The 13,970-nt window shown below is 65.8% G+C and carries 10 protein-coding genes and 4 pseudogenes; 12 read left to right on the top strand and 2 right to left on the bottom strand.

Translation table 11 applies throughout. The features are described from left to right. Window positions 1–2: 2 nt before the first annotated feature. The gene (locus CDN38_RS05755; protein ID WP_075509426.1) at window positions 3–590 is read right to left on the bottom strand and encodes a TetR/AcrR family transcriptional regulator; all 588 of its coding nucleotides are present in this window, start codon (window positions 588–590) and stop codon (window positions 3–5) included. Between the two features lie 85 nt (window positions 591–675). Here CDN38_RS05755 and CDN38_RS05750 point away from each other — a divergent pair, with 85 nt between their 5' ends. The 12 genes and pseudogenes from CDN38_RS05750 to CDN38_RS05710 all read left to right on the top strand — a co-directional run bounded on the left by CDN38_RS05750 (window position 676) and on the right by CDN38_RS05710 (window position 12,915). Further along, on the top strand, window positions 676–1,239 hold the full coding sequence (locus CDN38_RS05750) for an NAD(P)H-dependent oxidoreductase (protein WP_075509427.1): 564 nt from the start codon (window positions 676–678) through the stop codon (window positions 1,237–1,239). Between the two features lie 488 nt (window positions 1,240–1,727). Next, entirely contained in the window at window positions 1,728–1,967 is a 240-nt protein-coding gene (locus CDN38_RS05745; RefSeq protein WP_075509428.1) for a redoxin NrdH, read from the top strand. 35 nt (window positions 1,968–2,002) lie between these two features. Further along, entirely contained in the window at window positions 2,003–2,455 is a 453-nt protein-coding gene (gene nrdI, locus CDN38_RS05740; RefSeq protein WP_063469153.1) for a class Ib ribonucleoside-diphosphate reductase assembly flavoprotein NrdI, read from the top strand. Continuing rightward, window positions 2,425–2,997: pseudogene (locus tag CDN38_RS32140) on the top strand (ribonucleotide reductase N-terminal alpha domain-containing protein); the annotation flags it as partial. The gene nrdI and the pseudogene CDN38_RS32140, both read left to right, overlap by 31 nt. Further along, window positions 2,986–4,206 (top strand): annotated as a pseudogene (locus tag CDN38_RS32135) (LAGLIDADG family homing endonuclease); the annotation flags it as partial. The pseudogenes CDN38_RS32140 and CDN38_RS32135, both read left to right, overlap by 12 nt. A 24-nt stretch (window positions 4,207–4,230) precedes the next feature. Continuing rightward, window positions 4,231–5,847, top strand: a pseudogene (gene nrdE / locus CDN38_RS32130) (class 1b ribonucleoside-diphosphate reductase subunit alpha); the annotation flags it as partial. A 78-nt stretch (window positions 5,848–5,925) separates the two neighbouring features. Continuing rightward, complete coding sequence (locus CDN38_RS05730; protein WP_063469156.1) at window positions 5,926–6,666, top strand: TetR/AcrR family transcriptional regulator; 741 nt, start codon at window positions 5,926–5,928, stop codon at window positions 6,664–6,666. Window positions 6,667–6,787: 121 nt separating this feature from the next. Beyond that, window positions 6,788–8,344 carry a flavin-containing monooxygenase gene (locus CDN38_RS05725; RefSeq protein ID WP_075509431.1) on the top strand — a complete coding sequence of 519 codons (1,557 nt, stop codon included), beginning with the start codon at window positions 6,788–6,790 and terminating at the stop codon, window positions 8,342–8,344. A 142-nt stretch (window positions 8,345–8,486) separates the two neighbouring features. Next, entirely contained in the window at window positions 8,487–9,449 is a 963-nt protein-coding gene (gene nrdF, locus CDN38_RS05720) for a class 1b ribonucleoside-diphosphate reductase subunit beta (RefSeq protein ID WP_036416716.1), read from the top strand. A gap of 208 nt (window positions 9,450–9,657) precedes the next feature. Next, window positions 9,658–10,197: pseudogene (locus CDN38_RS30410) on the top strand (PE family protein); the annotation flags it as partial. 315 nt (window positions 10,198–10,512) lie between these two features. Beyond that, a complete protein-coding gene (locus CDN38_RS32350) occupies window positions 10,513–12,357 on the top strand; it encodes a PGRS repeat-containing protein (RefSeq protein ID WP_368773219.1) in 1,845 nt (614 codons plus the stop codon). 165 nt (window positions 12,358–12,522) lie between these two features. Further along, window positions 12,523–12,915: a DUF3349 domain-containing protein gene (locus tag CDN38_RS05710; protein ID WP_075509462.1), complete on the top strand. Its 393-nt coding sequence runs from the start codon at window positions 12,523–12,525 to the stop codon at window positions 12,913–12,915. Here the strand turns inward: CDN38_RS05710 and CDN38_RS05705 are convergent. Then, window positions 12,904–13,944 carry an NAD(P)-dependent alcohol dehydrogenase gene (locus CDN38_RS05705; protein ID WP_075509432.1) on the bottom strand — a complete coding sequence of 347 codons (1,041 nt, stop codon included), beginning with the start codon at window positions 13,942–13,944 and terminating at the stop codon, window positions 12,904–12,906. The two genes, CDN38_RS05710 and CDN38_RS05705, sit on opposite strands and share 12 nt — an antisense overlap. Window positions 13,945–13,970 lie beyond the last annotated feature (26 nt).

Here is a 13,970-nt window from a genome sequence, read left to right as displayed (position 1 = left end):
GGTCACCGCCCGCAGAGCTTGCGCGCCAGGCCTTCCCACGCGTCGCCCAACGTTTGCAGGCTGTGACCGTGGTCGTTGAGCTGGTGCTCGACGTAGTCGACGTCGAGCAGGGCCAGCAGGGCATCGGTCTGGACATCGAGGTCGCCGGTCGTGTGAGCCGACCGCAACAGCACCCGCACATGCGTGCGGTGCACCGACGCCGCCGCACTGTAACGGGTCTTCGGGTCCCGGTTGGCCTGCGACAGCAGCTCGCGGTGGGCATGGACGAAGCAGATCCGCTCCCGGCCGAACGCGATCAGGCGTTCCAGCGGCGGCGCATCCGGGCCCAGCGGCGGCGGGCCGAACAGGAATGCCTGCTGACTGGCCCGCTCGTCTTCGTCGAGCAATACCGTCATCAGACCGGCCCGGCTGCCGAACCGGCGGAACAGCGTGCCCTTGCCGACGCCGGCCGCGGCGGCGACGTCGTCCATGGTGATCGCATCGGCGCCACGGTTGGCGACCAGGCGGCGCGCCGCGTCCAGCAGCAGGGCGCGATTGCGCGCCGCGTCGCCGCGCTCTGGCCGAGTCGACGCCGGCAACTCGTCACTCATCCCTGCACAGTAACGCGAACGGAATAAAACGGACCACAGTCCGGTTGAGCCGTGCAAAGATGAGACCAACGCGAAGGGAAGCAATATGTCCGATATCTCCGGCATCTCCGGCATCCGAGTCTTGGCGCTGGTGGGAAGCCTGCGCACGGGTTCGGTCAACCGCCGGATCGCCGAGCTTGCGGCCGCCGTTGCGCCCGACGGCGTCAGCGTGACGGTGTTCGAGGGGCTGGCGGAGTTGCCGTTCTACAACGAGGACATCGATACCCCCGATGGCGTTCCCGCGGCGGTGATCGCGTTGCGACAAGCCGCGGCGCAAGCGGATGCGGCTCTGGTGGTCACCCCCGAATACAACGGCACCATCCCCGCTGTCATCAAGAACGCGATCGACTGGCTGTCACGCCCGTTCGGCGACGGCGCATTGAAAGCCAAGCCGCTGGCCGTCATCGGCGGGTCCGTGGGCCGATACGGCGGGGTATGGGCCCACGACGAGACCCGCAAGTCGTTCGCCATCGCCGGCGCGCGGGTGATCGACGCGATCAAGCTGTCGGTGCCGTTCCAGTCCCTGGCGGGCAAGGCCCCCGCGGACAGCTCCGAGATGTCGGCCAATCTACGAGACATCGTCGGCAAGCTGGCCGCCGAAGTGGGCTGACCCGGCTACTGCGGGCGGGCCGGCACGCCGCCCCGCCAACCCCGACGGCGCTGGCCGGGCGAGAACTGCGCCTTTGCTGGGTCCGCCTTGCCGGACGACGACCCACGAGCCTGTCGGTGGTCGGTGATATACCGGGCGACATGGATACCACGGCCGGGTTGTGTGATCTGCGACACGCCGACACCGGCTCGAACACACGCCCACGACCTGCGAATTTCAAGAATGTCATTCAGAACATCTTGTATCTCTTCTCGTCCCGACCCCCTAGGTGTAGTGTTTCGGGCACCGGCAGATCCCAGGTTCACCGGCTCCCACCAGGTTCACGGGGCCCGCTGAACTTCCCGGAATCGGCATCGCCATGTCCGATCAGCATGGTGGCCCACGACGGGAATCTGGGAGCATGCCGGGCCGCTGAACATAGCGAAGATGCACCACCTGAGTCGTTGCCAGTTCCTGTTCCCCGATTCCCGCAAAGGAGCGGTACGCCCATGACCATCACCGTCTACACCAAGCCCGCATGCGTGCAGTGCAGCGCCACCTACAAGGCGCTGGACAAGAGCGGCATCGCCTACGAGAAGGTCGACATCAGTCTGGATTCTGAGGCGCGGGACTACGTGATGGCGTTGGGCTATCTGCAGGCACCGGTCGTGGTGGCCGGGGACGACCACTGGTCCGGCTTCCGGCCGGACCGCATCAAGGCGCTCGCCCTGGCTGCGCTGAGCGCATAACGCGGGCAGGCGCTAGGTAAGGAGACAGCGGTGCCATGGATATCAGGCCGTGCAACCTGGTCTATTTCTCCAGCGTGTCGGAGAACACCCACCGCTTCGTACAGAAGCTGGGTCTGCCCGCCACGCGGATACCGCTGCACGGCAGCATCGAGGTCGACGAGCCCTACGTACTGATACTGCCCACCTACGGCGGCGGCCGGGTCACACCCAAACTGAATGCCGGCGGCTATGTCCCCAAACAGGTCATCGCCTTTTTGAACAACGAGCACAATCGAGCACTGCTGCGCGGGGTCATCGCGGCCGGCAACACCAACTTCGGTCCGGAGTTCGGCTATGCCGGTGACGTCGTCGCGCGCAAATGCGACGTTCCCTACCTTTACCGCTTCGAATTGATGGGCACCGAGGACGACGTGGCCGCCGTCCGTGCGGGGCTGGCTGAATTTTGGAAGGAGCAGACGTGTCACCAACCGTCACTGCAGAGCCTGTAACCTCCGGCGCGCACTCGCACCACCTTTCGGGGGGCCAGGCGGAACTGGATTATCACGCGCTGAACGCGATGCTGAACCTGTACGACGCGGACGGCAAGATCCAGTTCGACAAGGACGTGCTCGCGGCGCGCCAGTACTTCCTGCAGCACGTCAACCAGAACACCGTCTTCTTCCACAACCAGGACGAGAAGCTCGACTACCTGATCCGCGAGAACTATTACGAGCGTGAGGTTCTCGACCAGTACTCGCGTAACTTCGTTAAGTCGCTGCTGGACCGTGCCTACGCCAAGAAGTTCCGGTTCCCGACGTTTTTGGGCGCCTTCAAGTACTACACCTCCTACACCCTGAAGACTTTCGACGGGAAGCGGTATCTGGAGCGCTTCGAGGACCGGGTGGTCATGGTTTCGCTCACGTTGGCGGGCGGTGACACCACGCTGGCCGAGCAGCTGGTCGACGAGATCATCGAAGGCCGGTTCCAGCCGGCCACCCCGACGTTTTTGAACTCGGGCAAGAAACAGCGCGGCGAGCCGGTGAGCTGCTTCCCGGCCGGAACCCCGGTGGATACCCCCGACGGCCCTAAGGCAATCGAAACTCTACAGGTGGGCGACCGGGTGCTCTCGCACGACGGGTCCTTCGCCGCCGTCGAAGCCGTCGTCGAGAACCCCAATGACCAAGCACTCATTTCGATCTCGCACTTCGGACACCGGGAACCGATCCTGTGCACCCCCGAGCATCCGATCCTGGTGTGGACCACGCGCGATGTGCAGACACTTATCGACGGTGACGGCGCGGACCCCTTCAACGGCTTCGTGTGGTTGGCTGCCAAAGACATTCGTCCTTCGGACTTCATCGTGACGGCAGCGCCGGTGGAGGGGCGGACGCGACGGGTCTACGACCTGATGGAACACGCCGGCGCGGGCGAATACGAAGAGGTCGATGGGCTCATACGTAAGGTCAACTCTGATCGGAAGCACCGCAACAAGCAGCGCCACCATATGAGCTTCGTATCGGTGAATCGCTACGTCGAAGAGTCGTACGATCTTGGCCTCGTCCTTGGCTGGTACCTCGCCGAAGGTCATATCTCCAAGCGATCGGGACCCGCGGACCGAACGCCCAATGGCATCCACTTCACGGTCGGCACACACGAACTCGACTACCAGCAGGAGTTGGCGGCGGCATTCAAGCGAGTGTTTGCCGCGGACCTCGCCATACACCAGAGTGTTTCGGACCAGTCGGTTCGCATGATTTGCAACAGCAAGGTCGTTGCGTCGTTGTTCCTCTCCCTGGTGGGCACGGGATATCGGTCGAAGCGGTTGTCCCACGACGTCTTAACGGCGGATGACGAGTTTCAGCGTGGATTGCTTGCCGGACTGTTTCGCGGCGACGGCTGCAGTACCAGCGGCGGCATGGTGCTCGACCTTGGCCCGGAGTTTGACCTGGGCCCGGAACTGATTGATCAGGTGCAGCTTCTTTTGCGCCGAATCGGGATTGTCTCCAGGATCCGCCAGTACGTTAACCGGGCAGGCAACGTGACGGGACAGGTGTTCGTGCCCGGGCTGCCCGGCGCCAACGAAGAGTTCATCTTCGACGTCGGCAAGAACCTGCACAACTATATCGGCCAGAAAGGGTCGTCGCGCACGACCTATCAGGTTGTGCATGGGCGGCACGTGTACGGGATCCGTGAGTTGCGGCGCACGCAGGAAGCCCCAACGAAGGTCTACAATCTCCACGTCGAAAAAACGCACACGTACACGATTCGCGGCACTGTCGTGCACAATTGCTTCCTGCTTCGCATCGAGGACAACATGGAGTCGATCGGGCGATCGATCAACTCCGCACTGCAGCTGTCCAAGCGCGGCGGTGGAGTTGCGTTGCTGCTGACCAACATTCGCGAGCACGGTGCGCCGATCAAGAACATCGAGAACCAGAGCTCGGGCGTCATCCCGATCATGAAGCTGCTCGAGGATTCGTTCTCTTATGCCAACCAGCTGGGCGCGCGCCAGGGCGCCGGCGCGGTGTACCTGCATGCGCATCACCCCGACATCTACCGCTTCCTGGACACCAAGCGGGAAAACGCCGACGAGAAGATCCGCATCAAGACGCTGAGCCTGGGCGTGGTGATTCCCGACATCACCTTCGAGTTGGCCAAGCGCAACGACGACATGTACCTGTTCTCTCCCTACGACGTCGAGCGGGTCTACGGGGTGCCGTTCGCCGACATCTCGGTCACCGAGAAGTACTACGAGATGGTCGATAACCCGCGGATCCGTAAGACCAAGATCAAGGCGCGGGAGTTCTTCCAGACGTTGGCCGAGTTGCAGTTCGAGTCCGGCTACCCCTACATCATGTTCGAGGACACGGTGAACCGGGCCAACCCCATCGAGGGCAAGATCACCCACTCGAACCTGTGCTCGGAGATCCTGCAGGTGTCCACACCGTCGTACTTCAACGAAGACTTGTCCTATGCCAAAGTGGGCAAAGATATTTCGTGCAACCTGGGGTCGCTGAACGTCGCCAAGACGATGGACTCGCCGAACTTCGCCCAGACCATCGAGGTGGCCATCCGTGCGCTGACCGCGGTCAGCGACCAGACGCATATCACGTCGGTACCCTCAATTGAGCAGGGCAACAACGACTCCCACGCAATCGGGTTGGGTCAGATGAACCTGCACGGCTACCTGGCGCGGGAGCGCATTTTCTACGGGTCCGAGGAGGGCATCGACTTCACCAACATCTACTTCTACACGGTGCTGTATCACGCGCTGCGCGCGTCGAATCGGATCGCGATCGAAAGAGGCACGCACTTCAAGGGTTTCGAGCGGTCCAAGTACGCGTCGGGGGAGTTCTTCGACAAGTACACCGAGCAGATTTGGGAGCCGAAAACCGAGAAGGTGCGCCGGCTATTCGCCGACGCCGACATTCACATCCCTACTCAGGACGACTGGCGGCGGCTCAAGGAATCGGTGCAGGCGCACGGCATCTACAACCAGAACCTGCAGGCGGTGCCACCCACCGGGTCGATTTCCTACATCAACCACTCGACGTCGTCGATCCACCCGATCGTGTCCAAGGTCGAGATCCGCAAGGAAGGCAAGATCGGCCGGGTCTACTACCCGGCGCCGTATATGACCAACGACAACCTGGAGTACTACCAGGACGCCTACGAGATCGGCTACGAAAAGATCATCGACACCTATGCCGCGGCGACTCAGCATGTGGATCAAGGACTTTCGCTGACGCTGTTCTTCATGGACACCGCTACCACCCGTGACGTGAACAAGGCGCAGATCTACGCCTGGCGCAAGGGGGTCAAGACGCTCTACTACATCCGGCTGCGGCAGATGGCCCTGGAAGGAACCGAAGTGGAAGGGTGCGTGTCCTGCATGCTCTAGGCGCGCAAGCCGGCCCTGAAGTCGCCACGGCGAGCAGTCTGCCCAGGTCAGCGGCCGCAACGGGGTAAGGTGCTTGACGTGGTGAGAATCAGCCGGCCCCACCCCAGCGTGAAGCCCGGGGTCAAAGTCGACGCGCGCAGTGAACGTTGGCGCGAACACCGCAAGAAGGTGCGCAACGAAATCGTCGAAGCGGCATTCCGTGCCATCGACCGCCTGGGGCCTGAGCTGAGTGTGCGGGAAATCGCCGAGGAGGCCGGCACCGCCAAGCCCAAGATCTACCGGCATTTCACCGATAAGTCCGACCTGTTCGTCGCGATTGGGGAGCGGCTGCGCGACATGTTGTGGGCGGCGATCTTCCCGTCGATCAACCTCGCCACCGACTCGGCCCGCGAGGTCATCCGGCGCAGCGTCGAGGAGTACGTCATCCTCGTCGACAAGCACCCCAATGTGCTCCGGGTCTTCATTCAGGGCCGCTCCGCAAAGCAGTCCGAGGCGACAGTGCGCACGCTCAATGAAGGCCGGGAGATCACTTTGACCTTCGCCGAGTTGTTCAACAACGAACTGCGTGAGATGGATCTGAATCGCGCGGCGCTCGAACTCGCCGCGCACAGCGCGTTCGGAGCCGCCGCCTCGGCCACTGAATGGTGGCTGGGTCCCGAGCCCGACAGCCCGCGACGGATGCCGCGAGAGCAGTTCGTCGCGCATCTGACCACGATCATGATGGGCGTCATCGTCGGCACCGCCGAGGCGCTGGGTATCACCATGGACCCCGAAAAGCCGATCCACGACGCGGTACCCAGCAATCGCGCTGTCAGCTGAGTGCCGGCCGCGTTGACATCGCCGCGAGGATCGTCAACACTCGTTCTAACCGATACCCTGGGTACTGGGTACTTGGGCCGGGCGGCCCAAAGCTCGCCTCACTAGGAAAGACCGATCCACCATGACCAATGCCGTCACAGAAGCCGGCCCGGCGCCGCAGACCGACCAGCCGCCGGTGCGCACCCGCGCCGTCATCATCGGGACCGGATTCTCCGGTCTGGGGATGGCCATCGCGCTGCAGAAGCAGGGTGTGGACTTCATCATCTTGGAGAAGGCCGACGACATTGGGGGCACCTGGCGCGACAACAGCTACCCCGGCTGTGCCTGCGACATCCCGTCACACCTGTACTCGTTTTCGTTCGAGCCCAAGCCGGACTGGAAGAACCCGTTCTCCTACCAGCCCGAGATCTGGGACTACCTCAAGGGCGTCACCGAGAAGTACGGGCTGCGCCGCTACATCGAGTTCAATTCTTTGGTCGACCGCGCCTACTGGGACGACGAGGAATACCGCTGGCACGTCTTCACCACCGACGGCCGCGAGTATGTTGCCCAGTTCTTGATCTCGGGAGCCGGAGCGCTGCACATCCCGTCCTTCCCCGACATCGACGGGCGTCATGAATTCGCCGGCCCCGCTTTCCATTCCGCGGAGTGGGACCACAGCGTCGACCTCACCGGCAAGCGGGTGGCCATCATCGGGACCGGCGCCAGCGCGATCCAGATCGTGCCGGAGATCGTCGACCAGGTCGCCGAACTTCAGCTCTACCAGCGCACTCCGCCGTGGGTGGTGCCGCGCTCCAACCCCGAGATCCCGCCGGCGCTACGCCAGGCCATGGAGAACGTTCCCGGGCTGCGTGCGCTGGCGCGCCTGGGTTTGTACTGGGCGCAGGAGGCGCTGGCCTTCGGCATGACCAAGCGGCCGAACGCGCTGAGGTTCATCGAGGCCTACGCCAAATACAACATTCGCCGCTCGGTGAAGGACCGCGAACTGCGCCGCAAGCTGACCCCGCACTATCGCATCGGGTGCAAGCGGATCCTCAACTCCTCCACCTATTACCCAGCCGTCGCGAACCCCAAGACCACGTTGATCACCAACCGCATCACCCGAATCACGCGCGACGGGATCGTTACCGCCGACGGCACCGAGCGCCAAGCCGACGTGATCGTATATGCCACCGGCTTCCATGTCACCGACTCCTACACCTACGTGCAGATCAAAGGCCGCCACGGTGAGGATCTGGTCGACCGGTGGAACCGCGAGGGCATCGGGGCGCATCGCGGAATCACCGTGGCCGAGATGCCCAACCTGTTCTTCCTGCTCGGACCCAACACCGGGCTGGGGCACAACTCCGTGGTGTTCATGATCGAGTCGCAGATCCATTATGTTGCCGACGCGATCGCCAAGTGCGACAAGGCGGGTGCGCAGGCGCTGGCTCCCACGCGCGCCGCCCAGGATCGTTTCAACGACGAGCTGCAACGCAAGCTGGCCGGCTCGGTGTGGAACAGCGGCGGCTGCAGCAGCTGGTATCTCGACGAGCATGGCAAGAACACCGTGCTCTGGGGCGGCTACACCTGGCAGTATTGGCGGGCCACCCGCTCGGTCAAAGCCGACGAATACCAATTCTTGGGGGTCGGTAGCGGCTCGACGGAGAACCGGACGATTGTCGCCGCGGCGAAATAGCTACTCGGATGGTCGCGGCACCTGGCCATCACACCGACACGCCGTGCGACACGCAAACACAACGTCTTGTGTTGCGCCGGCTTGTCGGACCCCAGGGGTAGTGTTTGAGGCCTGAGTAGGGCGGCCGTTCTGGGAGGCAACAGTGAAGGTTATCGACCGGGTCTCAGCGATCAACTGGAACCGGCTGCAAGACGAAAAGGACGCCGAGGTCTGGGATCGGCTGACCGGAAACTTCTGGCTGCCCGAGAAGGTGCCGGTGTCCAATGACATCCCGTCCTGGGGCACGCTGACCGCCAACGAGAAGCAGCTGACCATGCGGGTCTTCACGGGCCTGACCATGCTTGACACCATCCAGGGCACCGTGGGCGCGGTCAGCCTGATCCCCGACGCGCTGACTCCGCACGAGGAGGCAGTGCTTACCAACATCGCGTTCATGGAATCGGTACACGCCAAGAGCTACAGCCAGATCTTCTCCACGCTGTGCTCGACGGCCGAGATCGACGACGCCTTCCGCTGGTCGGAGGAAAACCCCAACCTGCAGCGCAAAGCGGAGATCGTGCTGCAGTACTACCGCGGGGACGAACCGCTCAAGCGCAAGGTGGCTTCCACACTGCTGGAGAGCTTCCTGTTCTACTCGGGCTTCTACTTGCCGATGTACTGGTCGAGCCGAGCCAAGCTGACCAACACCGCCGACATGATCCGGCTGATCATCCGCGACGAGGCGGTCCACGGCTACTACATCGGCTATAAGTTCCAGCGCGGTCTGGCTTTGGTCGACGAGGCCAAGCGCGCCGAGCTCAAGGACTACACCTACGAGCTGCTGTTCGAGCTCTACGACAACGAGGTCGAATACACCCAAGATCTCTACGACGAGGTCGGACTGACCGAAGACGTCAAGAAGTTCTTGCGCTACAACGCCAACAAGGCGCTGATGAACCTCGGTTACGAGGCGCTGTTCCCGCGTGACGAGACCGACGTGAACCCGGCGATCCTGTCGGCGTTGTCACCCAACGCCGACGAGAACCACGACTTCTTCTCCGGCTCGGGTTCGTCGTATGTGATCGGCAAGGCCGTCGTCACCGAGGACGCAGACTGGGACTTCTAGGCCACTTCCAGGCCAACGGCAACGCGGCTTCGGTTGTATCCCCTGTGGGCTTGGCTTGGGTACATATGGCCAGGTGAAGTGGTGGACGAAACCTGCCCAAAGTCGAGGACGTGGGGCCGCGATGCGCGTTAGAGTCAGTCTCTGACCAGCGCATCGACTGTCGTCGGACGCCAAACGAGGTGGTTCGTCGGCTGTTGGGAGGTACCACATGTCGTACTTGATCGCGGCGCCGGAGGCGCTGATGGCGGCGACAACGGATTTGGCAAGTCTCGGCTCGACAATCGGCGCAGCCAACGGTGCTGCTGCCGCCAACACGACGCGGTTGCTGGCCGCGGGTGCTGATGAGGTATCGGCGGCGATCGCGGGCTTGTTTGGTGCGCACGGCCAGGCCTACCAGGCGCTGAGCGCGCAGGCCGCGGCGTTTCATGACCAGTTTGTGCAGGCCTTGGCCGCTGGTGCGAACTCGTATGCGGCTGCCGAGGCTGCTAGCGCTTCGCCGCTGCAGAGCTTGCTCGACGCGATCAACGCGCCCATTCAGGCGGCTACCGGGCGTCCGCTGATCGGCAACGGGACCAACGGCGCCCCGGGCAGTGGGGCCAATGGTGGGGAAGGCGGGTGGTTGTTCGGCAACGGCGGCAACGGCGGGTCGGGCACGAGTGCGGGTGGGCCCGGCGGTAACGGCGGCGCGGCCGGGCTGGTCGGTAACGGCGGTGCCGGCGGCGCCGGCGGGAGCGTCAGTGGGGTCGGCCCGGCCGGGGCCGGCGGCGCCGGCGGGACCGGCGGCGTACTCGTCGGCAACGGTGGCGCGGGCGGCACCGGCGGGGTCTCAGGAGCAAGCAATGGCGTCAGCGGGGCCGGCGGGGCCGGCGGCAACGCTATCGGGCTGTTCGGCAACGGCGGGGCCGGCGGGCTGGGCGGTCAAAGCGCGAACAACGGCCTCGGCGGGTCCGGCGGGGCCGGCGGCCACGCCGGGGTATTCGGCGACGGCGGTACGGGTGGGGCGGGCGCTACCGGCGGCGGTGCCGGTACCGGCGGAACCGGCGGCGCCGGCGGCGCCGGCGGCATGTTCGCCGGCAACGGTGGGGCAGGCGGCGCGGGTGGGAGCGGCGGAACCGGCGGGGCCGGCGGGGCCGGCGGCCAGGCCGGGTGGTTCGGCGACGGCGGAGCCGGCGGCGCCGGTACCCAGGGCACCTCCGCCAGCGGCGCCGGCGGTGCCGGTGGGACCGGCGGCATGGTCGCCGGCAATGGCGGGGCAGGCGGCAATGGCGGCAGCAATCCGATTGGTGCCAATCTGACCGGGGTCGGCGGGGCAGGTGGGGCCGGTGGTGCCGCCATCGGACTGTTCGGCAACGGTGGGGCCGGCGGCACCGGCGGGCAGGGCGCGTTCGGCGCCAGTGGCACCGGCGGCACCGGAGGCGCGGGCGGTCGCGGCGCTGTGCTCTTCGGCGCCGGCGGCACCGGCGGAAATGGCGGGGTCGGTAGCTTGGTCGCCGGCGACGGCGGTGTCGGCGGCACGGCCGGACTGATCGGCAGCGGCGGCGCCGGCGGTTTCGGCGGGCAGAACTTGAACGCCGCCGGTACCGGGGGTAACGGCGGCGCGGGCGGCAACGCCCAGCTAATCGGCAATGGCGGTGCCGGCGGCAACCCCGGGATTGGGGTTACTGGCAACGGTGCCCGCGGTTCCGACGGCACGGGCGGATTCTTGTTGGGGTTGCCCGGTGACGGGGCGCCCGCCGCCTCGCCACTGCAGATTGTGCAGCAGAACGTGCTCAACGCGATCAACGCGCCCACGCAGGCGCTATTGGGGCGCCCGCTTGTCGGTGATGGCGCCAACGGGGCGCCCGGGACGGGGGCTAACGGCGGCGACGGTGGGATCCTGATCGGCAACGGTGGCAACGGCGGCTCGGGCACCAACGCCGGTGGGCCGGGCGGCACCGGCGGGGCGGCCGGGCTGTTCGGCACCGGCGGCGCCGGCGGTGCCGGCGGAAGCGTCAACGCCGGTGCCGGCGGCACCGGCGGCGCCGGCGGCACCGGCGGCATACTCGTCGGCAACGGCGGGGTAGGCGGCGCCGGCGGAGTCAGCACCGGTGCCGCCTACCCCCCGGTAACGGCGGCGGGGGCGTCGGCGGCGCCGGCGGCTCCGGCGCCTTGCTTGTTGGCGGCGGGGGCGCCGGCGGCGGCGGCGGCTCGGGGAGTTCAGTTGGGGGCGGAGCCGGTGGGGCCGGCGGTAATGCCGTCGGGTTGTTCGGCGACGGCGGCGCCGGTGGCGTCGGTGGGCAGGGCAGCGGCAGCGCAAACGCCGGCGACGGCGGAGCCGGCGGCCACGCCGGCGTGTTCGGCAACGGCGGGGCCGGCGGCGCCGGCGCGAACAGTTTCAAGCCCGGCGCCGGCGGGGCCGGCGGTGCCGGCGGCATGCTCGCCGGCGACGGCGGCGCCGGTGGCAACGGCGGGAATAGCCAACGTTTCTCCGGCGGGGTCGCCGCAAACGGCGGAGCCGGCGGCGCCGCCATCGGGTGGTTCGGAAACGGCGGGGCCGGTGGGGCCGGCGGGCAGGGCGCTCTGGGGGCCAACGGAACTGGCGGCACCGGCGGGGCGGGCGGTCGCGGTGCTCTGCTTGTTGGCGACGGCGGCGCCGGCGGTAACGGCGGGGTCGGCAGCTTGGTCGCCGGCGACGGCGGCGCCGGCGGCACCGCCGCGCTGTTCGGCGACGGCGGCGCCGGCGGAGTCGGTGGGCAGAACTCGAACGTCGCCGGCAAGGGGGGTAACGGCGGCAGCGGTGGCAACGCCCAGTGGGTCGGTGACGGCGGCGGCGGAGGTGACGCCGGAATTGGGGCTGGTGGCAACGGTACTGGTGGCACCGGCGGCACCGGAGGAATCGTGTTGGGCTTGCCCGGGGTATCGGGGCTGATGTAGACCGGCGGCCTGCGGTCACTGATAGCTTGCGGGCATCGGGTCAACCATGAGCGGCACGCGGGTTAATCGAGACATGTGCCGGCCGTGAACGACGGATGAATTGTCGGCACGGCACCACCAGACGGTGGCGCGGTGTTACACCTGCCGTGACACTGTTTGGGTGACGAAAACCTCCCGTGCCCACCCCCATTTCTTACGGTCGGTCATCCGGTGGCTGCAAGTCGGCTACCCCAACGGCGTCCCCGGACCCGACCGGGTGCCGTTGCTGGCGTTGCTACGCAGCACTCCGCTGACCGAGGAGCAGGTCAAGGAAGTGGTGCGCGACCTCACCGCCGACGGATCACCGGCCACAGCCGACGGTGTGATCAACCGCGACGAGATCGCCGAATTCATCTCCGGCGTGACCCACCACGACGCCGGACCGGAGAACATTCAACGGGTAGCCGGCAGGCTCGCCGCCGCTGGCTGGCCGCTAGCCGGCATCGAGGTGAGCCAGGTTATTCCGGAGGATGAGGACGCGCAGCAGGCCGAAGACGTTGCGTCACAGGCGTGAGATGTCGATGACGAAGCGGTAGCGCACGTCGCTGGCCAGCACGCGCTCGTAGGCTTCGTTGACGCAATCCGGTTCGATGAGTTCGATCTCGGGCGTGACGCTGTGTTCGGCGCAGAAGTTCAGCATCTCCTGGGTCTCGGCGATCCCGCCGATGTTCGACCCGGACAGGCTGCGCCGCATCAGCGCCAGCGCAAATGCCGGCACCGGCATGGGGTGTTCGGGGATGCCCAGCTCGACCATGGTGCCGTCGACGTCGAGCAGGTTCAGGTAGTCGCCGAGGTTCAGGTTCGCCGAGACGGTGTTCAGGATCAGATCGAAGCTGCCGCGCAATGTGCGGAAGGTGTCGGGGTCGGAGGTGGCGTAGTAGTGTCCGGCGCCCAGCCGCAACCCGTCTTCCATCTTCTTCAGGGATTGCGACAGCACCGTCACCTCGGCGCCCATGGCCGCGCCCAGCTTGACGCCCATGTGGCCGAGTCCGCCCAGCCCGATGATGGCCAGCCGGGTGTCACGGCCCGCATTCCAGTGCCGTAGCGGCGAATACAGCGTGATACCCGCGCACAGCAGTGGTGCCGCGGCGTCCAGCGGTAGCGCGTCGGGGATGCGCACCACGAAGTTTTCGTCGACGACGATCGCTTCGCTGTAGCCGCCCTGTGTCGACTGGCCGTCCTTGCCGATCGAGTTGTAGGTGAAGGTCGCTCCGGGTTTGCAGTACTGCTCGAGGCCGGCCAGACAGCTGCTGCACTGACCGCAGGAATCGACCATGCAGCCCACACCGACGCGGTCACCCACCTGGTATTTGGACACCTTCGAGCCCACCTCGGTCACCACGCCGGCGATCTCATGCCCGGGAACCACCGGGTAATTCGGCTGGCCCCACTCGGCCTTGACGGTATGGATGTCGGAGTGGCAGATACCGGCGAACTTGATGTCGATCACCACGTCATGCGGGCCTGGTTCCCGACGGTCAATCGTGGTCTTGGTCAGCGGTTCGGTCGCCGAGAAGGCGGCATATGCGGAAACAGTGCTCATACGAAATCCTTATAAGGGTCTAGCTC

The organism is Mycobacterium ostraviense (genome assembly GCF_002705925.1).
Taxonomy (GTDB): domain Bacteria; phylum Actinomycetota; class Actinomycetes; order Mycobacteriales; family Mycobacteriaceae; genus Mycobacterium; species Mycobacterium ostraviense.
This window is presented reverse-complemented; position numbering and strand designations above follow the sequence as displayed.